This window comes from Streptomyces sp. NPDC041940, assembly GCF_055589465.1.
The window spans coordinates 319,558-338,419 of record NZ_JBVJBP010000007.1 but is presented as its reverse complement, the minus strand read 5'-3'; the positions used below and the strand labels follow the sequence as shown (position 1 = coordinate 338,419).

16 protein-coding genes are annotated in these 18,862 nt (G+C 72.3%); 8 read left to right on the top strand and 8 right to left on the bottom strand.

Annotated elements, in window-relative coordinates; all coding sequences use genetic code 11:
• Nucleotides 1-109: 109 nt before the first annotated feature.
• Entirely contained in the window at nucleotides 110-697 is a 588-nt protein-coding gene (locus ACZ6I3_RS15805; protein ID WP_469415021.1) for an AMIN-like domain-containing (lipo)protein, read from the bottom strand.
• Nucleotides 698-846: 149 nt separating this feature from the next.
• Here ACZ6I3_RS15805 and ACZ6I3_RS15800 point away from each other — a divergent pair, with 149 nt between their 5' ends.
• Both ACZ6I3_RS15800 and ACZ6I3_RS15795 read left to right on the top strand, forming a co-directional pair.
• On the top strand, nucleotides 847-3,396 hold the full coding sequence (locus tag ACZ6I3_RS15800; protein ID WP_469415019.1) for a SpoIIE family protein phosphatase: 2,550 nt from the start codon (nucleotides 847-849) through the stop codon (nucleotides 3,394-3,396).
• A gap of 135 nt (nucleotides 3,397-3,531) precedes the next feature.
• Entirely contained in the window at nucleotides 3,532-4,194 is a 663-nt protein-coding gene (locus tag ACZ6I3_RS15795) for an ANTAR domain-containing protein (RefSeq protein ID WP_469415039.1), read from the top strand.
• A gap of 24 nt (nucleotides 4,195-4,218) precedes the next feature.
• Here ACZ6I3_RS15795 and ACZ6I3_RS15790 read toward each other — a convergent pair whose 3' ends face one another.
• Entirely contained in the window at nucleotides 4,219-6,351 is a 2,133-nt protein-coding gene (locus ACZ6I3_RS15790) for a SpoIIE family protein phosphatase (protein ID WP_469415017.1), read from the bottom strand.
• A 150-nt stretch (nucleotides 6,352-6,501) separates the two neighbouring features.
• Here ACZ6I3_RS15790 and ACZ6I3_RS15785 point away from each other — a divergent pair, with 150 nt between their 5' ends.
• A complete protein-coding gene (locus ACZ6I3_RS15785; protein WP_469415016.1) occupies nucleotides 6,502-7,230 on the top strand; it encodes an ankyrin repeat domain-containing protein in 729 nt (242 codons plus the stop codon).
• A 7-nt stretch (nucleotides 7,231-7,237) separates the two neighbouring features.
• Here the strand turns inward: ACZ6I3_RS15785 and ACZ6I3_RS15780 are convergent, their stop codons facing one another.
• The gene (locus ACZ6I3_RS15780; RefSeq protein ID WP_468198103.1) at nucleotides 7,238-7,420 is read right to left on the bottom strand and encodes a hypothetical protein; all 183 of its coding nucleotides are present in this window, start codon (nucleotides 7,418-7,420) and stop codon (nucleotides 7,238-7,240) included.
• Nucleotides 7,421-7,684: 264 nt separating this feature from the next.
• Here ACZ6I3_RS15780 and ACZ6I3_RS15775 point away from each other — a divergent pair, with 264 nt between their 5' ends.
• From ACZ6I3_RS15775 to ACZ6I3_RS15765, 3 genes are all read left to right on the top strand, one after another.
• Complete coding sequence (locus tag ACZ6I3_RS15775) at nucleotides 7,685-8,497, top strand: chitosanase (protein ID WP_469415014.1); 813 nt, start codon at nucleotides 7,685-7,687, stop codon at nucleotides 8,495-8,497.
• Nucleotides 8,498-8,589: 92 nt separating this feature from the next.
• The gene (locus ACZ6I3_RS15770; protein ID WP_469415013.1) at nucleotides 8,590-9,591 is read left to right on the top strand and encodes a DMT family transporter; all 1,002 of its coding nucleotides are present in this window, start codon (nucleotides 8,590-8,592) and stop codon (nucleotides 9,589-9,591) included.
• 42 nt (nucleotides 9,592-9,633) lie between these two features.
• Nucleotides 9,634-11,895, top strand: coding sequence for an MMPL family transporter (locus ACZ6I3_RS15765; protein WP_469415011.1), 2,262 nt, complete (start codon nucleotides 9,634-9,636; stop codon nucleotides 11,893-11,895).
• Between the two features lie 10 nt (nucleotides 11,896-11,905).
• Here ACZ6I3_RS15765 and ACZ6I3_RS15760 read toward each other — a convergent pair whose 3' ends face one another.
• The 4 genes from ACZ6I3_RS15760 to ACZ6I3_RS15745 all read right to left on the bottom strand — a co-directional run bounded on the left by ACZ6I3_RS15760 (nucleotide 11,906) and on the right by ACZ6I3_RS15745 (nucleotide 16,560).
• Entirely contained in the window at nucleotides 11,906-12,673 is a 768-nt protein-coding gene (locus tag ACZ6I3_RS15760; RefSeq protein ID WP_469415009.1) for a sulfite exporter TauE/SafE family protein, read from the bottom strand.
• Between the two features lie 176 nt (nucleotides 12,674-12,849).
• Nucleotides 12,850-14,838, bottom strand: coding sequence for a DUF1996 domain-containing protein (locus tag ACZ6I3_RS15755; RefSeq protein WP_469415038.1), 1,989 nt, complete (start codon nucleotides 14,836-14,838; stop codon nucleotides 12,850-12,852).
• 264 nt (nucleotides 14,839-15,102) lie between these two features.
• Complete coding sequence (locus tag ACZ6I3_RS15750) at nucleotides 15,103-15,786, bottom strand: lytic polysaccharide monooxygenase auxiliary activity family 9 protein (protein ID WP_469415007.1); 684 nt, start codon at nucleotides 15,784-15,786, stop codon at nucleotides 15,103-15,105.
• Between the two features lie 141 nt (nucleotides 15,787-15,927).
• A complete protein-coding gene (locus tag ACZ6I3_RS15745; RefSeq protein ID WP_469415005.1) occupies nucleotides 15,928-16,560 on the bottom strand; it encodes a GNAT family N-acetyltransferase in 633 nt (210 codons plus the stop codon).
• A gap of 201 nt (nucleotides 16,561-16,761) precedes the next feature.
• Between ACZ6I3_RS15745 and ACZ6I3_RS15740 the strand changes: the two genes are divergently transcribed.
• Nucleotides 16,762-17,838, top strand: a complete 1,077-nt coding sequence (locus tag ACZ6I3_RS15740) for a YihY/virulence factor BrkB family protein (protein ID WP_469415003.1) — start codon at nucleotides 16,762-16,764, stop codon at nucleotides 17,836-17,838.
• A 5-nt stretch (nucleotides 17,839-17,843) separates the two neighbouring features.
• Here the strand turns inward: ACZ6I3_RS15740 and ACZ6I3_RS15735 are convergent, their stop codons facing one another.
• Nucleotides 17,844-18,296 carry a flavodoxin family protein gene (locus ACZ6I3_RS15735; protein ID WP_469415001.1) on the bottom strand — a complete coding sequence of 151 codons (453 nt, stop codon included), beginning with the start codon at nucleotides 18,294-18,296 and terminating at the stop codon, nucleotides 17,844-17,846.
• A gap of 95 nt (nucleotides 18,297-18,391) precedes the next feature.
• Between ACZ6I3_RS15735 and ACZ6I3_RS15730 the strand changes: the two genes are divergently transcribed.
• On the top strand, nucleotides 18,392-18,841 hold the full coding sequence (locus ACZ6I3_RS15730) for an SRPBCC family protein (RefSeq protein WP_469414999.1): 450 nt from the start codon (nucleotides 18,392-18,394) through the stop codon (nucleotides 18,839-18,841).
• Nucleotides 18,842-18,862 lie beyond the last annotated feature (21 nt).

The following is an 18,862-nucleotide window of genomic DNA, read 5'->3' as shown; positions in this document are numbered from 1 at the left end:
AATGCGGGCAGGGACTTCCCCCCTTGGCTATCCCCCCCCCCCCCCCCCCCCCCCCCCCCCCCCCCCCCCCCCCCCCCCCCCCCCCCCCCCCCCCCCCCCCCCGGTGCCGTCACCTCGTGGCGGTCCAGCTGTGCGCGACGTCCACGATGACGCGGTCGTCCAGCTGCAGCACCCGGAAGGGCAGCCGGGCGCGGAGGCCGAGTCCGATCTGGGTCTCCCCCTCGAAGCTGCCGGCGAAGCGGGTGTCCCGGAAGGTGCGGTAGCCGGTGAGGTCCACGCCCGGCAGCGGGCGCGCCACCCGGCCGGGATACGTGGCGGCGCCGGTCTCCGGGTCGTAGGCGGGCGCGGCCACCCGCACCTCGAGGACGGCTCCGCCGGTCACGGGAATGTGGCGGCCCGATCCGTCCTGGTGGAGCCGGTCGACATAGCGGACGGAGTAGCCGACGTCGCCGCCCGCGCCGGGCAGGTCGACGACCATCCGGTCGAAGCAGGTGTGACGGCCGGTTCTGATGTCCTTCAGCGGCGCGATCGTGGCGCTGGTGTCGGTCTTGGCGAGACTTCCCCAGCCGGTCGGGCACGCCGTGGCCTGGGCCGCCTGCCGGGTGACGGCCGGAGCCGCGCCGGCCGGGACCGCCGCCACGCCCACCGTGGCGCCGACGAGCGCGAGAGTCGCGCATGCTGTTCCGATTCGTACCATTTTTCGCCCCCGAGGCTTGTCTGTTGCTGATATCGGGTGAGACGGCCGTGACGACCGAAAGGTTGCACTTGCCGCGCCGGAGTGCAGACCATGGCACATCCTGTTGGGAGCGATTGGTGTCCGGTGCGTCCGTACCGGGAGGACCCGAGATGGATGAGGCAGCCGCCGTACCGGACGGGCCGCGGTCACCCGGCGGTCCGGGCCGGGGCGGGGGCGACGGCCGGATCGAGGACGTTCTCACCGCTCCGCTGATCGCGGCCGTACGGGACCTCGGGGGGTACGGCGGCCTTGTCTACCTGCGCTCCCGCGACCGGCGCTCGCTGGTGCTGGCCCTGGTGACCGGAGTGCCCCGGTCGCTGCTCAGGGCGTGGTGGCGGGTGCCCATGAGCGGCGCTCTGCCCATGGCTGAGGCCTACCGGCGGGACGAGACCCTGTGGCTGCCGGACGAGCGCGTCGCCATGGTGCGCTTCCCGCACTTCACCGCCGGGCTGCCGTACTCCTTCGGCTCCGCCCACCAGCCCGTCCGGGCCGGCGGGGAGCCCGTGGGCGTGCTGGTCGTGCTGCGCTCGGCCGCCCGGTCGCCGATGGACCTCGAGGCGGTGGAGTTCGCGCTGCGCCCCGCCGAGCGGGACATGGAGGAGCGCCTCGGCCGTCTCGCCGCCGGGCGGTCCGGCCCGGGCTCCGGCGCGTACCGGGTCGAGTACGACGACGAACCCGTCAGCGTGCGGCTGCCCACGGCCGCCGCGCGCCCCGTGCGGGTCGGGCTGCTCGACTGGGACCTGGACAGCGACCGGTGCACGCCCGACGACGAGGCCCTCGCGCTCCTCGGCATCGCCGGGGCGGACTTCGACGGCACCATGGCGGCCGTCGAGGCCCGCGTCAGCCCGGACGACCTGCACGAACTGCGGGCGAGCCGGCAGGACGCGCTGACGCACGGCCGGGTCAGATCCCGTCACCTCCGGGTCCGGGACGAGTCCGTCGGCGGCGAGGAGATCAGCTATCGGCCCGTCGAACTGTGGGGCCATCTCGTGCGCGACGGCACCGGCTCCGCCCGGGTCCTGGTGGGCGCCCTCGTCGACGCGGCCGGCGGGCTCACCGCGGCCGAGGCCGCGGAGCGGCTGCCAGACGGGCTGTTCTCCCTGGACCAGGACGGCCGTCTGACGTACGCCAACCGTCGTTGCGAGGAACTGCTCGGCGCCGGACGGGAAGTGCTCCTCGGCCGCTATCCGTGGGAGGTGATCACCTGGCTCCGGGATCCCGCGTACGAGGACCGCTACCGGGCGGCGATGCTGTCGCAGGAACAGGTGGCCTTCCTCGTGCGGCATCCCGCCGGGAACTGGCTGAGCTTCGTGCTGTACCCGGATGTGCACGGGCTGACCGGCCGCGTCCATCCGACCGTCCCGCCCACCGGAGGCGAGGCGGCGCGCGAGGCCGGGTCGTCCGCCGGTCCCGTACCGGGCGCCGCGTCCGTGCCGCCGCCGCCCGGGCCGGTCGCGGGGGCGCGGGCCGGGGCGCTGTACCACGTGGTGCAGATGGCGAGCGTGCTCACCGAGGCGGTCACCGTGCAAGACGTGTGCCGGGCCGTGTCCGAGCAGTTGCTGCCCGCGTTCGGCGCGCGGGAACTCGCCCTGTACACCGTCCGCGAGGGCCGGATGTACCTGCGGTGGGAGTCGGGCTATCCGGAGGGCTTCCTGACCCAGTTCGAGGGGGTCGCCCTCGACACGCAACTGCCCGGCGTCCACGCGCTGACCACGCGGCTGCCGCTCTTCTTCGAGTCGCCCGAGGACCTCTCCGTCGCCTACCCGGGCATCGCCCTGGACCGGATGCACGCCTGGTCGTTCCTTCCGCTGATCGCCTCCGGTCATCCCGTCGGATCGTGCATCCTCGGCTGGGACGCCCCGCACCGGTTCACCGCCGACGAGCGCTCCGCCCTCACCGCGCTGAGCGGGCTGGCCGCCCAGGCCATGGAGCGGGCACGGCTCTACGACTCGGAGTCCGCCGTCGCCCGCGGCCTCCAGGAAGGACTGCTGCCGCACCGGCTGCCCGCCGTCGAGGGGCTGCGCACGGCCGGCCGCTATCTGCCCGGTACGCAGGGCATGGCCATCGGCGGCGACTGGTACGACGTGATCACGACGGGGCGTGGTGTGGCCCTGGTGATCGGGGACGTCGAAGGCCACAGTGTCGGCGCCGCCGCGGTGATGGGCCAGCTGCGCAGTGCCGTGCACGCCTTCGCCGCGAGCGAGCGGCCGCCGCAGGAGGTCATCACCCATACCAACCGGCTGCTGGCCGAGCTGGAGTCGGACGCCTTCGCCACCTGCTGCTACATCGAACTCGACCCGCGTACCGGGCGCGCGCTCGCCGTGCGGGCGGGCCATCCCCCGCCACTGCTGCGCCACCCCGACGGCCACGCCGAGCCGCTGGACCTGGCGGGCGGGGTCATGCTGGGTGTGCAGCCCGACTCGGTCTATCCCGTCACCGCGCTCACGCTGGCCCCCGGCAGCGTCCTCGCCCTGTACACCGACGGGCTCGTGGAACAGCCCGGCAGCGACATCGAGACGGGCATCGAGGAGGTCCGCCGGGCCCTGGCCGACACCCCGGCGGACTCGGTGGAGGATCTCGCCGACCGCCTGGTGAGAACGGCCCGGCGCGCCCCCGAGCGACCGGACGACGTGGCCCTGCTGCTGACGGCGTACCGCTGACGGGCCGGGCTGCCGGGAATGTCGACGGCTGCGCCGACACCGCGGCACGGACGGGAGGCGTGGCCCGGAGTACGGTGGTCGGGACCGGTGAGCGAGGCGGTGGTGGCGGTGGAGTGGCAGCGGTACGCCGAGCAGATGGCGCAGCTCGCCCGGGATCTGGTGGCCCAGGATTCGGTGCAGGCGACGCTGGACGAGATCGCCGCGTCGGCGGTGAAGCTCGTCGAGGGCTGTGACGCGGCGGGGATCCTGACGGTGTCCAAGGGCCGGGCCGTGACGCTGTCCGTGTGCGGCGACATGGTCGAGGAGTCCGACCGGCTGCAGGGCGAGCTGGGCGAGGGGCCGTGCTTCGACGCCGCCCGCCGTGTGGACGGAGAGCGGCTGTTCCGTATCGCCGACATGACCACGCCGCAGCCGTCCTGGCCGCGGTTCTCCCAGGCCGCCCGCGATCTGGGGATCGGCAGCATGACCGGTGTGCTGCTGTACACCGAGCAGGAGGACTTCGGCGCGCTGAACCTCTACTCGCGCCGCCCGGGGGCCTTCGGCAAGGACATCGAGGCCGCGGGCTGGCTGCTCGCCTCCCATGCCGCCGTGGCTCTGGACACCGCCCGTACCGTCGACCAGCTGGAGCACGCCCTGGAGACCCGGCACGCCGTGGGAGAGGCCATGGGGATCCTCATGGAACGCCACCGGCTGAGCGAGGACGAGGCCTTCGGTGTGCTGCGGCGTATCTCGCAGCACCACAACATCAAGCTGCGCGATGTCGCCCGGCACGTCCGCCCGGAGCCCGACCGGGCCTGAACGGGGCGCTTCCGGGCAGCGGCCTCAGGGCCGGTGGCCGTCGGGGCGGTAGGCGCGCAGCAGGAGCACCGCGATGTCGTCGGCGTGCTGTCCGGTGGGGGTCGTGTGGCGGACGAGCCGGTCGATGAGCCGTTCCAGGTCGTGGCCGTCTGCGGCGTCCAGCTGCCCGGCGAGGTCGGACGTGGTCCGGGTGGCGTCCGTTCCTGGGAGCTCGACCAGGCCGTCGGTGTAGAGGGCAAGAGTGGTGCCGGGGAGCAGGGGCGCGATGGTGACCGGGTAGTGGCCGCCGGTGTCGATGCCCAGCAGCGGGCCGGGCTCGACGTCGAGGACCGCGGCCGGGCGGCTGATGGGACGCAGCAGCGGCGGTACGTGTCCCGCGCTGGCGAAGGCCACCTGGTGGCCGGCCAGGTCGAGATGGGCGTAGAGGCAGGAGACGAGCAGTTCGGAGTCGAGGTCGGCCAGGAGCCGGTTGGTGCGGACGAGGACCTGGTCGGGTGCGGCGCCCGCGGTGGCGTGGGCGTGGATGGCGGTACGCACCTGGCCCATGAGAGCGGCCGCGGCGATGCTGTGGCCCTCCACGTCGCCGATGACCGCGGCCGCGGTCGTCTCGTCCAGGCGCAGGAGGTCGAAGAAGTCACCGCCGACCTCGATGCCGTGGCCGGCGGGCAGATAGCGGGCGGCGACGTCGAGGCCGGACACCTTCGGCAGGGCCCTCGGCAGCAGGGCGCGCTGCAGTTCGTGGACGAGTCGGTGCTTGGCGTCGTAGAGCCGGGCGCGGTCGAGGGCCTGGGCGATCAGACCGGACAGGGAGGTCAGGACGGCGCGTTCGTCGGCGGTGAAGGTGTGCGGGTGGTCGTAGGACAGGATGCAGCAGCCCACCGGCCGGCCGGTGATGATCAGCGGCAGGAAGGCCCAGGCCTGTTTGCCGCTGATCTGGGGGGCGCCGGGGTAGTTGGCGGCCAGCTCGGCCGGGGAGGCGAAGAAGGCGGGGGTGCCGCTGGCGAGGACCTGGCCGGCCGGGGTGAGGTCGGTGTCCAGTGACAGGGCGTCGAGCCGTTCCATGACGTCGGCGGTGTAGCCGTGGTAGCCGGTGATCTTCAGACGTCCGGCCTCGGCGACGGACAGCACGAGGCCCTGGGCGCCGAAGGCGGGCAGGATCTGGTGGGCGCTCAGCGCCACGAGGTCGCGCACGGTCACCGCCTCGGCGAGCGCGGCGGCCAGGTGCACCAGTTGGTAGAGGCGTCCCGTCGGCGCCGCCGCGGGGCTGCGCGCGACGGCGGGCGGTGACGGGGCCTCGGTCCGTTCTCCGCTCGGGGCGACACGGACGCTGATGCCGCTGGTGTCCGGGTAGAGCTGGAAGGTGAGCCACAGGTCGGGCGGGCGGCGCGCGGTGAACGAGACGGGTGTGCGGCTGACGACCGCCGTGCGGTAGTGGTCCTCGTAGCCGGGGTCGTCCAGCCAGGGCAGGGACTGCCAGGGCCGGGTGCCGAGCAGCCGGTCGGCGCGGCGGCCGAGCAGGCGGGCCGCGGTGGCGGTGGCGAAGGTGATGCGGCCCTCCAGGTCGAGGGCCAGGGCGCCTTCGGGGAGGCGTTCGAGGAAGTCGGCGGCGGCCAGGCCGGTCTGCACGGGGTGGTGTGCGGCGTCGACGGGGACGATGCGCGGCTGGTCGGGCAGGGCGGGCGGGCCCGCGGCATCGTCCAGCAGGCGGGCCATGCGGCGGGCGCTGGAGGTGATGTGGCCGCGTTCGCGTGGCGTGATGCCGCGCGGCCGCACGGCGGGCCACATCAGCACGATGCCACCCCAGCGTCGCCGTACACCGGCCAGCGGGACGGCGGTCAGGGCGAAAGGGTAGGGCAGGACCGTGGCGGCCCGGGGATAGCGACGGGCCATCTCCTGCTGACTCTCGATACTGACCAGCACGTCCTGGTGGATCGCGTCGGCGACCGGGACCGGCGCGGTCAGGGGCAGCCGCTGCCAAGGGGCGCTGAACGCGATCGGCAGGCCGCACAGCGCGACGAGGCGCAGCACGGGCTCCGCCTCCTCGATGAGGTACAGGCCGCCGATCGAGGCTCCGGTTCCGCGCACGGTGTCGGCCAAGGCCGTCCCCAGGGCGTCCAGCGTCCCGGCACCCCCGGGCGACTCGTTGCTCGCGGACATGCTGCCTCCCGCTCCTATCCGGACGCTACGCCTCACGGGGCCCGCGGGCATGTCGTGGGCGGGGCGGTGAGTGCTGTGGGCACGGAGCGTGGTGCGCGGGGGCGTCGTCGTACAGAATCGGAGGCCCTGGACGGCGATCGGGAGGCCGGCTTGCAGACGCTGACATCACAGGATCCGCTGGCCGTCGCCGTCACCTCGGCGATCCGGGCCGGGGATCTGGCCGGGCTCGGGCGGTTGCTCGCCGACCATCCCGGTCTGGCCGCGGCACGAATCACCGAGCACGGCGAGGACGGCAGGGGCACGCGCAGTCTGCTGCACATCGCGACCGACTGGCCCGGCCATTTCCCCCACGGTCCCGAGGTGGTGGCCGCCCTGGTCGCCGCGGGGGCCGATCCCGACGCGCGCTTCGGCGGTGCGCACACGGAGACGCCGCTGCACTGGGCAGCCAGCAGCAACGACGTGGCCGTCCTGGACGCGCTCATCGCCGCCGGGGCCGACATCGAGGCCCCCGGGGCGGTGATCGCCGGTGGAACTCCGCTCGCCGACGCCCGCGCGTTCGGCCAGTGGCGTGCCGCGCGCCGGCTGATCGAGCACGGCGCCCGCACCACCCTCCAGGACGCCGCCACGCTCGGCCTGCTCGACCGGGTCAGGGGGTACGTCGAGACCGAGGAACCCCCGGTGCCCGACGAGATCACCAGTGCCTTCTGGGGCGCCTGCCACGGCGGGCATCTGGCCACCGCGCAATATCTCCACGGGCACGGCGCCGACGCCGACTGGTGCGGCTACGACGACATGACACCGCTCGACATCGCCCGCGCCCATGACGCCGACGACGTCGTGCGGTGGCTGCGCGACCTGGGCGCGAAGAGCCGCTCGTAGGGTCGCGTCACAGGCAGTAGCGCACGAGCCACTCGTCCTGGTTGTAGGCGGTGCGCGCGGGGTCGGGGGCGCCCGCGGCTCGTTCCTCGACCATGTCCTCCACGCGCACCGGCTCCGGCAGTGTGCCGAAGCGGGCCCGGCGTGCCGCGGCCTCCGGCTCGCTTCCCTGCTGCGACGTCGCGTCGTCCACCGCGATTCCCCTCTCTCGCCGGCCTCCGAGACCGATCGGCCTCGCTGCGCAATGAGTTGACGTGCGGGGCGGGCTCTTGGTTCCCGTGGCGGAACTCAGCCGGCTCGTTGGCGGTCTCGGCCGGCTCGTTGGCGGTCTCGGCCGGCTCGTCCGACGTCACGAACTTCGACTCTGCCGTTCCCGCGACGGGCGGAAAGTGATAGGAAACCTTCCTGTCAGTTCTGCACGGCCAGCTCTCCCACCCCCACTCCGCCTGGAGGCCCCGTGAGACACCCGACCCCGCGCCGCACCGCTCTGGCGTTGTTCGGCGCCGCCCTCGCCGCCGCCCCGTTCCTGAAGCCGCCGCACGCCACGGCCGCGGTCCGTGCGATCGGGCTCGACGACCCGGCGAAGAAGGAGATCGCCATGCAGCTCGTGTCGAGCGCGGAGAACTCCTCGCTCGACTGGAAGGCGCAGTACCAGTACATCGAGGACATCCGCGACGGCCGCGGTTACACCGCCGGCATCATCGGGTTCTGCTCCGGCACCGGCGACATGCTCGAACTCGTCGAGCTCTACACCGACCGCAAGCCCGGCAACGTCCTGGCGAAGTACCTGCCGGCGCTGCGCGAGGTCGACGGTTCCGACTCGCACGACGGGCTCGACCCGGGCTTCCCCGGCGACTGGCGCCGGGCGGCCCGTGACGCCGCGTTCCGGCGGGCGCAGGACGACGAGCGCGACCGGGTGTACTTCGGCCCGGCGGTCCGGCAGGGCAAGGCGGACGGACTGCGGGTGCTGGGCCAGTTCGCGTACTACGACGCCATCGTCATGCACGGCGACGGCAACGACTCCCTGAGCTTCCGCAACATCCGTAAGCGTGCGCTGCGTACGGCTGAGCCTCCGGCGTCGGGCGGTGACGAGGTGACGTACCTCGACGCCTTCCTGGACGCGCGGGTGTGGGCCATGAGGCAGGAGGAGGCGCACAGCGACACGAGCCGGGTCGACACGGCGCAGCGCGTCTTCCTGCGCCGGCGGAACCTCGACCTCGACCCGCCGCTGGACTGGAAGGTCTACGGCGACAGCTACCACATCGGCTGACCCTCGGGCGGCGGCCCGGGGCGGATTGGTCCACCGATCCGGCACGAGAGTGGACCTCTAGCCGGGCCGCCGCGTTGCCTAGCGTCACCGGCATGAACGTCACCGCCACGCGGGGAGCCCTGCTCGCCGCGTTCGCCTGTGTCCTCGTCGGAGCGTCCTTCACGGCCAACAGCGTCCTGGGCGCGTACCCGTACGCGGGCGGCCAGTTCCTGCGCTACGGACTGGCCTGTCTGCTGCTCCTGCCCCTGGCCGGGAAGGGCTCGACCGCCCGGCTGAGAGCGCTGACGCCGCGTCAGTGGGTCCGTATCGTCCTGCTCGCCGCGATCGGCATGGTCGGCTTCAACCTGGCCGTCATCGCCGCGGAGCGCACGGCGGAACCGGCGGTTCCCGGCGTGTTCGTGGGCTGTGCGCCGGTGGTCGTCGCCGTGCTCGTGCCCCTCCTGGACGGGCGCGGGCCCAGGCGGGCGGTTGTGTACGGGGCGTTGCTCGTGGCCGTCGGCGCCTGTGCCGTCCAGGGCTGGGGACGCACCGACGGCGCGGGGCTCGCCTTCTCCGTGTGCGCCCTGGCGGGGGAGGTCGGGTTCGCCGTGCTCGCCGTACCCGTGCTGCGGCCGCTCGGGCCCCGGTTGCTGTCCGCCACGGTGTGCGCGGTCGCCGCGCTGGAGTCGGCGGCGGTCGGAGTGCCGGCCGACGGGGCCGGGTGGCTGCGGCGTCCGGACACCACCGAGGCCGCCGCGCTGCTGTGGCAGGCGGTGGTGGTCACCGTCGTCGGGTTCGTGTGCTGGTACATGGGCATGCAGCGGATCGGCGCGGAACGCGCCACCCTGTTCTCCGGCCTCATCCCGGTCGCCGCGGCCGCTACCGCACCCCTGGTCGGCACGGGCTCCTACGGCCCGGCGCAGGCGGCGGGCAGCGCGCTGGTCGGCCTCGGCGTCGCCCTGGGGTCCGGGGCGCTGAACCCGGCCTCGGTGCGCCGTCGCGTCGGCGGGCGGTCCGGCGCGCCGACCCGGCGACGACCTTTCGGGGGAACGCCCGCCCGGAGTGGCAGGGTGCCCGCGCGCCGGAAATGCCGGAGTGATCCCCCGCGCATCTAATGGACGGCACCTAATGTCTCAGCCGACACAGGAGCCGCCCAGATGCCTCACTCCCGCACCGGTGAAGGGGACCAGAAGGCCGCGCGTGCGGGTCTGCTGCGGCGGCTGGGCGAGTGGTGCGCACGCCACTTCGGGATCGTCATCGGGGCCTGGCTCGTGGCGCTGGTGGCGCTGCAGGTCGTCAACCATGTGTACGGGGGTGCGTACTCCGACAACTTCTCCCTGCCTCAGGCGCAGGCGCAGAAGGGCCTGGACGTGCTGAAGGCGCACGATCCGCAGGCCGGCGGCTACAGCAGCCAGATCGTGCTGCGCGACGACAGCCAGGAACTGACCGCCCTGAGCTCGCAGATGTCCACCACGGTCGCCGACCTGGAGAAGCTCCCGCACGTCCTGTCGGCCCAGAACCCGCTGTCCGCCCCGGGCTCGTCCTCGCAGCAGTCGCAGCCGAACGTCGGGCCGCTCTCGGACGACAAGAAGACGGCGTACATCACGGTCCGTTTCAATGTGCAGCCCTCGACCCTCGGCGCCGGATACCTGACCGGCGTCGACACCGCCGTGCAGCCGCTGCGTTCGGCGGGAGCGGAGGTCGAGTACGGCGGGCCGCTCGGCGAACTCGCGAGACCCCCCGCCGACGACCGGGTGAGCGAGCTGATCGGGTTCGGTGTCGCCATCATCGTGCTGCTGGTCGGGTTCGGCAGCGTGATCGCCGCCGGCATTCCGCTGCTCACCGCGCTGATCAGCGTCGTCGGCGGGCTCGCCATCCTCGGGCTGCTGGCGGCCGCGTTCACCTTCGCGACGGTCTCGCCGACCCTGGCCACCATGATCGGTCTCGGGGTCGGCATCGACTACGCCCTGTTCATGATCACCCGTCACCGGCAGAACCTCATCGACGGCATGGACCCGGTACGGGCCGCCGGGCAGGCCGCGAGCACCAGCGGCCACGCCGTCCTGGTCTCCGGCTGTACGGTGATCATCGCGCTGGCGGGCCTGTCCGCGTCCGGGGTCTCCTTCATCTCCCTGCTCGGTCTCGCCGCCGCCGTCACCGTCGTCTCGGCCGTCGTCGGCGCGCTCACCCTGGTCCCCGCCCTGCTCGGGCTCATCGGCCGGCACATCGACCGCTACCACGTGCGCCGCCCCGTCGCCGAGACCGACGCCGAGGCGGGTGAGACGCCGCAGGGCACCTGGCACCGCTACGCGCAGCGGGTGGAGCGCAGGCCGTTGTGGTTCCTGTCGGGGGGTGTCGCCGTGATCGCGGTGCTCGCGATCCCGTTGTTCTCCATCCAGCTGGGTCACATCGGCGACGGCGCCGACCCGACTTCCTTCACCGACCGGCGGGCGTTCGACCTGATGACCGACGCGTTCGGGCCCGGGTCCAACGGTCCGCTCACCGTCGTCATCGACCAGAGCGGCGTACCGGACTCACAGCGCGACGATCTGGCCTCGCGGGCCCAGACGGCGCTCGACTCGGTCCAAGGAGCCGCCGCCGTCACCCCGCTGACGCCCACCCAGGACGGGGACGTCCTGGTGGGCACGGTCTACTCGACCCTGTCGCCGCAGAACGCCGCGACCACGGACCTGACCAACCGTCTCGTCGACGACACACTGCCGGACGCCGTCCAGGGGACGGATGCCAAGGGGTATGTCACCGGTACGACGGCGACCCAGGTCGACTTCCGTGACATCGTCGCCTCCCAGCTGCCCGTGATCATCGCCGTCGTGGTGGGGCTGGCGTTCCTGATCATCCTGGCGGTGTTCCGGGGCCTGCTCGTGGCCGTCAAGGCGGCCGTCCTGAACGTGCTGTCGATCGCCGCGTCCTACGGCGTGGTCGTCGCGGTGTTCCAGTGGGGCTGGGGCGGGCCCGCGCTCGGTGTGCACGGCAAGGTGCCCATCGAGAGCTATGTGCCGATGATGATGTTCGCCATCATCTTCGGCCTCAGCATGGACTACGAGATCTTCCTGCTGTCCCGGGTCCACGAGGCCTGGCGGCGCACCGGGGACGCCAAGGCGTCGGTGGCGCACGCCCTGGAGATCACGGCCCGGGTCATCACGAGTGCCGCACTGATCATGGTGAGTGTGTTCGCGGCCTTCATCATCAGCGACAACATCGTGGTCAAGATGCTGGGGCTGGGGCTGGCCGTCAGCGTGCTCATCGACGCCAGTGTGGTCCGCCTGCTGATGGTGCCGGCCGTGATGACGCTGCTCGGGGCGCACGCCTGGTGGACGCCGCGCTGGCTGGACCGGGTGATGCCCCACATCGACGCCGAGGGGGAATCGAAGGAGGCCGGCGCCCGTCCGGCGCCGTAGCGCTACGGCCTCAGTGGAGCACGAGGTGCACGAGGGCGACGGCGCCGACCGACACGATGAGGGTCCGCAGGACGGCGGGGCTGAAGCGGCGGCCCGTCCTGGCTCCGACCAGGCCGCCCAGCGCGGACCCGGCGGCGATGAGGACGACGGCCGTCCAGTCGAACTCCGCGAAGAAGAGGAAGAGCACGGCGGCGACGGTGTTCACGACGGCCGCGAGCACGTTCTTCACGGCGTTGAGCCGCTGGAGCGTCTCGTCGAGCAGCATGCCCATCAGGGAGACGTAGATGATGCCCTGCGCTGCCGAGAAGTAGCCGCCGTAGACGCTGGCGAGGGTCAGTCCCGTGAACAGCAGCGGGCCGCCGTCGGGACGGGCGGTGCCGCCGGTACGGCTACGGCGGTGGCGCACGCGCCTGGCGATGAGGGGCTGGCAGGCGACCAGGACGAGGGCGAGGCCCACCAGGGCGGGCACGATCCGCTCGAAGGCCGCGGCGGGCAGGGTCAGCAGCAGCACGGCGCCCGCGAGGCCGCCCAGCACGGCACCGGCGCCGAGCAGCAGGACGCGCCGTCCCTGCCCGCGGAGTTCCTCGCGGTAGCCGATGACCGCGCTGATCGAGCCGGGTACCAGTCCGAGCCCGTTGGACACGGTCGCCGTGACCGGCGGCAGTCCGGTGGCGAGCAGCACCGGGAAGGTGATCAGTGTTCCCGAGCCGACGACGGCGTTGACCGCGCCGGCGCCCGTACCGGCCGCGAACACGGCCGCCATCTCCCAGGGCGTCACGCCGCGATCCCGCCGCCGGCGCCGCGTCCGGCGTTCCAGGTGCTGTTCATGGGGTCACGGTAGAGGGTGAGCACTTCGGGATGCGCCGAAGGGTGCCGGGTCCCGGAGCGGAACGGCGGCGGGATCCGAGGAGGGATCCCGCCGCCGTTCCGGTGGCGCGTCAGGGCGTCGTCGTGTCAGCTGCGTCTGGCGCGGCGCAGGACCACGAAGCCCGTGATGAGGAGTACGGCGCCCGCCGCGGCCGGCCACAGTTGGGCGCCGGTCTCGGCCAGGCTGCCGCTGCCGACCGCCTGGGGCTCGGTCCGGGGCGGGGCCGCCGGGGTCGCGGCGGCGCTGGTCGCCGTGCCGACGGCCTGGGCCTCGCCGAGGCCGTCCGATTCCTCGCCGGAGTCGTCCTTCGAGCCGCCCTGTGCACCGGACTTCGCCGAGGGCGTCGCGTAGACCTCGGCTTCGTCGGCGGGCGAGTCGCTCGACTCCGGTTCGGGGGCCGGCTTGTCCGCCGCCGGGGGCTTGGAAGCCTCGACCTTTCCGTCGTTGCCCGTGTTGCCGGGCTTGCCGCCCGCGTTGCCGTCCTTCGGGGCGTCCGGCGTGCGGGTGGGCTGCTCCTGCGGGGCCTCGGGGGTCTTCGTCGGCTCCTCGCTCGGCTCCTCACCCGCCCCGGGCTCCTGACTCGGCTCCTCGCCCGGCTCCTCACCCGGCTTCTCGCCCGGCTCGGCTTCCGCTCCGGCTCCGCACTTCCGGCCGTCGTTGATGCAGTCGACCATCTCCCCCATCAGGTCCTCGTCGAAGACGTTGATGAAGTCGCCGTGGTCCGTGACCGGCTTGTGCAGCTGCTCGGGGAAGGAGTCCACCGCGAACAGCGGTGTCGTACGGCCGCCGTCCTTCAGGCTCGGCGCGTCGACGTCATAGACGATGCGCTGGACCAGCTGCGGAATCGCCCGGAAGCCGGACGGGCACGCGCCGGAGGCGTCGGTGAACGCCACGTGGGTGCGGTGGTTGGCGCTGTCGATGTTGCGGCCGTCCCAGCAGCTCTGGAACTTGAAGGAGCGCACCACGTCGCTGCCCTTCGGGCACAGCGGGTACTTGTCCTTCAGCTGCCGGTCCTCGAAACCGGTGCAGCTCCAGGAGGCGTTGGCGTTGGCCGGTCCGTTGACGAACGACTTGGCGTCGCCGGTGATGATGCGCAGCAGCCGCGGCATGGCCGTGACCTTGTCGCGCGGGTTCCCCACGAAGTCGAGCGTGACCTGCTTCGGCGTGACGATCGCGCCGGCGTTGCCCTCGATGCCGCCGCCGGGCGAGTTGGCGTCCTGCTCCTGGGTGCCGTTCTGCACGCGCAGGACGGGCCAGTAGTAGGAGGACTTGTCGCCCTGGTCGTCGCAGCTGGTCTCGGCGTCCGCGAGGTCCTGGTCGCTGGCGAAGGCGTTGTTGGCCTGGTTGCCGACGTAGTCGTGGAAGTGGTGGGCGCCGTTGGTGACACCCGGGGCGGCGATGATGTTGTCGGAGTTGAACAGGCCGTTGTCGTTCACCCCGCAGCTGGTGGCGAAGGTGCCGCGGGAGGCGTTGCCCTTCTGGCGGGGGCTGTTGACGTTGGGCTGGACGCCGGTGATGTCCGCGAAGTCGGCGGCGACCGGCCCGTTGCCCGCCTGCCCGCCGTTGTTGCCCTGGCCCTGGCCTTGGCCGTTCCCCTGCTCCTGGCCGCCCTGGTCCTGCTCCTGGCCGGGCTGCTCCGTGCCGCCGCCGTCCTGGCCCTCGCCCTGCTCGGGAGCCTGGTTGCCGGAGTCCCGGACGGTGCAGGCTGCGAGGGCGTCGAGTCCCTCGGGGCGATCGCCCACCCGGTCGATGGCGATGGCGATGCGCTCGAGGGTCGCGCCCCGCTTCTCCTTCAGCGGGTTCATGATCGCGTTGTCGGCGAAGCCGGAATCCTGCTGTATCTGTTGTGCCGATGCGCTCAGCCGCTGGTAGGCCTTGGCGATCTGCTCGTCCAGAAGGGCGAGTTCCTTGTCGACCTCCGGCCTCGCCTGCTCGGGGACCGAGGTCAGCCGGCTGCCGACGTCCGGGCAGTCGATCGTGGAGCCCGCGGTCCGCACCCCCGTACCGGACCGCGTCTGGGCGGGCTCACCGCCCGAACCGCCGTCCGTGGCCGAGGCGTAGACGTTCGCCGCCATCAGGCCGCCTCCGCCCAGCATCAGCGCGACTGCGGCGAAGGTCGCGCGCCGTGGGCCTGTAGGGCGTCTTCGCGTATTGCGTGCCAAGGGTGCTCTCCTGCGCTTGAGGCGTGCCGGGCATGAAAATCCCCTCGCCCCATACGTGCGGGAGCACCGGAGCGTTCAGCCGCCCCGGAAATTCTTCGGGAACTCTCAGAAAGCACGCCCTGCCGTACCCCGCCGGGCTCATCCCGTCCGGCGGGGTACGGCAGACGAAGCGGCAGGTCAGCGGAAGTTCACGTCGCTGCACAGGAAGTAGGTCTGGTCCATGTGAGACGCCTGCCAGATCGTGTAGACGACGTGCCGGCCGCTCAGCCCCGAGGTGCTCACGGGGATCTCGTAGTTCTGGCTGGGCCCGTACTTGCCGGTGCGGGTGACCAGCCGGAGGTCGTTCCAGGTCAGCGGCTGGGTGGCGGGGTTGAAGCCCTGCCGCGTGACGTACACCAGGAAGTAGTCGGCGCCGTGGCTGGCCTGGTCGTACAGCTTCACGGTGAAGTTGTTGCCGATGTCCGTCGTCTTCCAGGCGCCCACCGTGTCGAGGGAGTTGTACCGGCCGCCCTCGGTCCGGCCGCCGCTGCACAGCTGGCCGTTGGGCACCACGGCCTGGAAGTTGCCGCCGGAGCCGTTGCGGTACAGGCCGTTCCAGTTCCACATGGCGTTGGCGTCGCTCCGCCACGCCTGCCAGCACATGGGGTCCTGCTGGGCCATGGCGGGGTTGAGGTGGTCGTTCCCCCAGCGCAGCCAGCAGCCGTAGTTGCGGGATGCCGGGTCGACGACGGAGCCGTGGGCGACGGCGGTGCCGCTCCATGGAATGAGGCTGAGCAGTGCGGCGACAGGCACGCTCAGGGCCAGCGTCAGGCGGGACCTGAGCGGACGGGACTCTTTACGGGCATGACCATGACAATCCATGATCTCCTCTTTCGGATGTGGGGGTCGCGGTGCTCGCGGTGTGCCGTGCGTGGGGAGTGCGGGGGCGCGTGGGAGCGCTCCCGCACGGTCCACGCTGCGCCCGATGGCGCGGGTCGGCAACGCACGATTGCGCCACTTCCGTCAGAGCCGGTCGAGTTCCTTCGTGGTACGGCCGAGGTAGGTGGCCGAGCCGGGCTCCGGAACGTCGATCTCGTGGAACCCCAGGCGGTCGAAGAAGGCTCTGGCCTCGGTATTGGCGGTCGCCATGGCCAGGTGGACGGCCGGGACCCCCCTGTCCTGGAGGGCCCCGAGGAGCGTCCGCGTCAGACGGCGTCCATGGCCCCGGCCCTGCCAGTCGGGCAGCAGGTCGATGTGCAGATGCGCGGGATACGCGGCCAGTTCGGGCCTCACCATCCGCTCCGGGTGGTGCAGCAGGTGGGCCATGGCCTCGTCCGGGGTACGCGGCGGCTCGGGCGGTTCCGGGTAGCGGCCGGCGACCAGGGGCAGCCACGTGGCGCGGAACTCCGCGGCGAACCGCGGGGTGTCGGCCGCGCCGAGGATGTAGCCGACCGCCCGCCCCCGGCCGTCGTCCAGCACGAAGGCCAGTTCCGGCGCCAGACGGACGTAGGGAGCGGCGAAGGTCGCCGGGAAGATGCCCGGGTCCGTGTAGTGGGGGCGACTGTCCCGGCCGGCGTGCGCGGTGCGGATACAGATGTCGTCGAGGGCCGCACGGTCCTCGGGGCGGTAGGGGCGGATGGCGGGGGACGTTGTCATGGCGGCATCGTGCACGGCGTGGGAGCGCTCCCTCAACCAGCTGGGACGAGGGGGGGGGCGTCGCAGTCTGGTGCTGCCGGAGGCGCTGGAGCAGCGGGGCTCGCGCTGCGGGGGGGGGTGACGTTCCGGCCCGGGCCGGTGATGCCGGCATGCGAAGCGGGCCGACCGCTTAAGGGCTGGGACCGGGGTTACCCGGCCCCCATGGTGAAGCTGCATATTCCTGGACGAAAAGAACATGACACGGCGGAGACTCCACCTTCGGAACCGTCGGAGAGCCCTCGGCCGGCGCCCGGGACGGCCGGTCCGGGGCCCGAAGTGGAGCGTGCGGCGCCCGACACGCCGAGCGAGCTGCCCCGGACGTCGTGGGGTGCGGTGCTGAAGGGGAGCGTGCGGGAGTTCAAGAAGGACGAGCTGACGGACCGGGCGGCGGCGCTGACGTACTACGCGGTGCTGGCGCTGTTCCCGGCGCTGCTGGTGCTCGTGTCGCTGCTGGGCATCACCGGCAAGTCGACCACGGACAAGGTGCTCGAGAACGTCCAGCAGCTCGCCCCCGGCTCGGTGCGGGACATCCTCACCCAGGCCGTCGAGCAGCTGCAGGGCAACGCCGGCATCGGCTCGGTGGTGGCGGTCGTCGGCCTCGTCCTGGCGGTGTGGTCGGCCTCCGGATACGTGGGGGCGTTCATCCGCGCCGCCAACGCCGTCTACGACATTCCCGAGGGCCGGCCGGTGTGGAAGCTGCTGCCGGTGCGGGTGGGTGTCACGGTGGTGCTGATGCTGCTGGCCACGTTCAGCGCGCTGATCGTGGTCTTCACCGGCGGGCTGGCCCGTGAGGCCGGAACGACGCTCGGGATCGGCGACACCGCGCTGACGGTGTGGTCGATCGCCAAGTGGCCCGTTCTCGTCGTGCTGGTCACGATCATGATCGCGATTCTGTACTGGGCGACCCCCAACGCCAAGGTGAAGGGGTTCCGCTGGATCACCCCGGGCAGTGCGCTGGCCCTGCTGATCTGGCTGGCCGCGTCGGCGGGCTTCGCCGTGTACGTGGCCAACTTCGCCTCGTACAACAAGACCTACGGCACAATGGCCGGTGTCATCGTCTTCCTGGTGTGGCTGTGGATCACCAACCTGGCGATCCTGCTGGGCCTGGAGTTCGACGCGGAGACGGTACGGCAGCGGGCCGTCGCCGGGGGGCATCCGCCCGAGGCCGAGCCGTACACGCAGCCGCGCGACACCCGGGCGTGGGACGAGGAGGACCGGCGCCGGGTGGACGACACCTGAACTGTTCAGCCCATGAGTCCGGCGGCGACCGTCGCGCCCAGTTCCCAGCACCTCTCGATGTCGTCCTTGTCCGGCTCGCCGGTCACGGTCACGGCCTCGGCGGTGCGGCGCCAGCCGAGGCCCGTCGTGATGGACTCGATGCCCCGCACCGCTCCGGTCACGTCGTTCCCGCCGTGCACGTAGTAGCCGAAGGGGCGGCCCCGCGTCGTGTCCAGGCACGGGTAGTAGACCTGGTCGAAGAAGTGCTTGAGGGCGCCGGACATGTAGCCGAGGTTCGCGGGGGTGCCGAGGAGGTAGCCGTCGGCAGCGAGGACGTCGGAGGCGGTGGCGGACAGCGCCGGCAGGCGCACGACCGTGACGTTCTCGATCTCGGGATCGGTCGCCCCGGAGACGACGGCTTCGAACATCGCCTGGCAGTGGGGCGAGGGCGTGTGATGGACGATCAGCAAGGTGGCCACGGCACCCGACCTTACAAGTCGCGCAGAGCATGAGTGGCCGGCGCGAGATCCGGTACCCGTCCGTCGCTGTCCGTACGAGAAAGGGAGGTACCGCCTTGTCACAGGTAGAGGAATCCATCGAGGTCCACGTCCCGGTGCACACGGCCTACAACCAGTGGACCCAGTTCGAGGACTTTCCCCGGTTCATGGACGGCGTGGAGCGCGTCGAGCAGCGCACCGACACGCTGACGCACTGGGTGACCAAGGTCGGCGGCCAGGAGCGGGAGTTCGACGCGGAGATCACCGAGCAGGTTCCCGACGAGCGTGTCGCCTGGACGACGGTCGGCGGCGAGGCCAGGCAGGCCGGTGTGGTCACCTTCCACCGCGTCCGGGACGACACGACCGAGGTCATGCTGCGGCTGGAGTTCGACCCCATGGGGCTGACCGAGACCGTGGGCGACAAGCTCGGGTTCGTCGAGCGGCAGGTCTCGGGCGACCTGCGGCGGTTCAAGCAGTTCATGGAGACCCGTGGATCGGAGACCGGCGCCTGGCGGGGCGCGGTCTGAGCCGCCCTCGGCCGTGCGGGG

Coding starts and splice junctions, on each gene's coding strand:
- ACZ6I3_RS15795 (WP_469415039.1), top strand. CDS start 3,532: ATGGCGCAGCTCGCCCGGGATCTGGTGGCCCAGGATTCGGTGCAGGCG.
- ACZ6I3_RS15750 (WP_469415007.1), bottom strand. CDS start 15,786: ATGGATTGTCATGGTCATGCCCGTAAAGAGTCCCGTCCGCTCAGGTCC.
- ACZ6I3_RS15755 (WP_469415038.1), bottom strand. CDS start 14,838: ATGGCGGCGAACGTCTACGCCTCGGCCACGGACGGCGGTTCGGGCGGT.
- ACZ6I3_RS15740 (WP_469415003.1), top strand. CDS start 16,762: ATGGTGAAGCTGCATATTCCTGGACGAAAAGAACATGACACGGCGGAG.
- ACZ6I3_RS15800 (WP_469415019.1), top strand. CDS start 847: ATGGATGAGGCAGCCGCCGTACCGGACGGGCCGCGGTCACCCGGCGGT.
- ACZ6I3_RS15770 (WP_469415013.1), top strand. CDS start 8,590: ATGAACGTCACCGCCACGCGGGGAGCCCTGCTCGCCGCGTTCGCCTGT.
- ACZ6I3_RS15745 (WP_469415005.1), bottom strand. CDS start 16,560: ATGACAACGTCCCCCGCCATCCGCCCCTACCGCCCCGAGGACCGTGCG.
- ACZ6I3_RS15790 (WP_469415017.1), bottom strand. CDS start 6,351: ATGTCCGCGAGCAACGAGTCGCCCGGGGGTGCCGGGACGCTGGACGCC.
- ACZ6I3_RS15765 (WP_469415011.1), top strand. CDS start 9,634: ATGCCTCACTCCCGCACCGGTGAAGGGGACCAGAAGGCCGCGCGTGCG.
- ACZ6I3_RS15805 (WP_469415021.1), bottom strand. CDS start 697: ATGGTACGAATCGGAACAGCATGCGCGACTCTCGCGCTCGTCGGCGCC.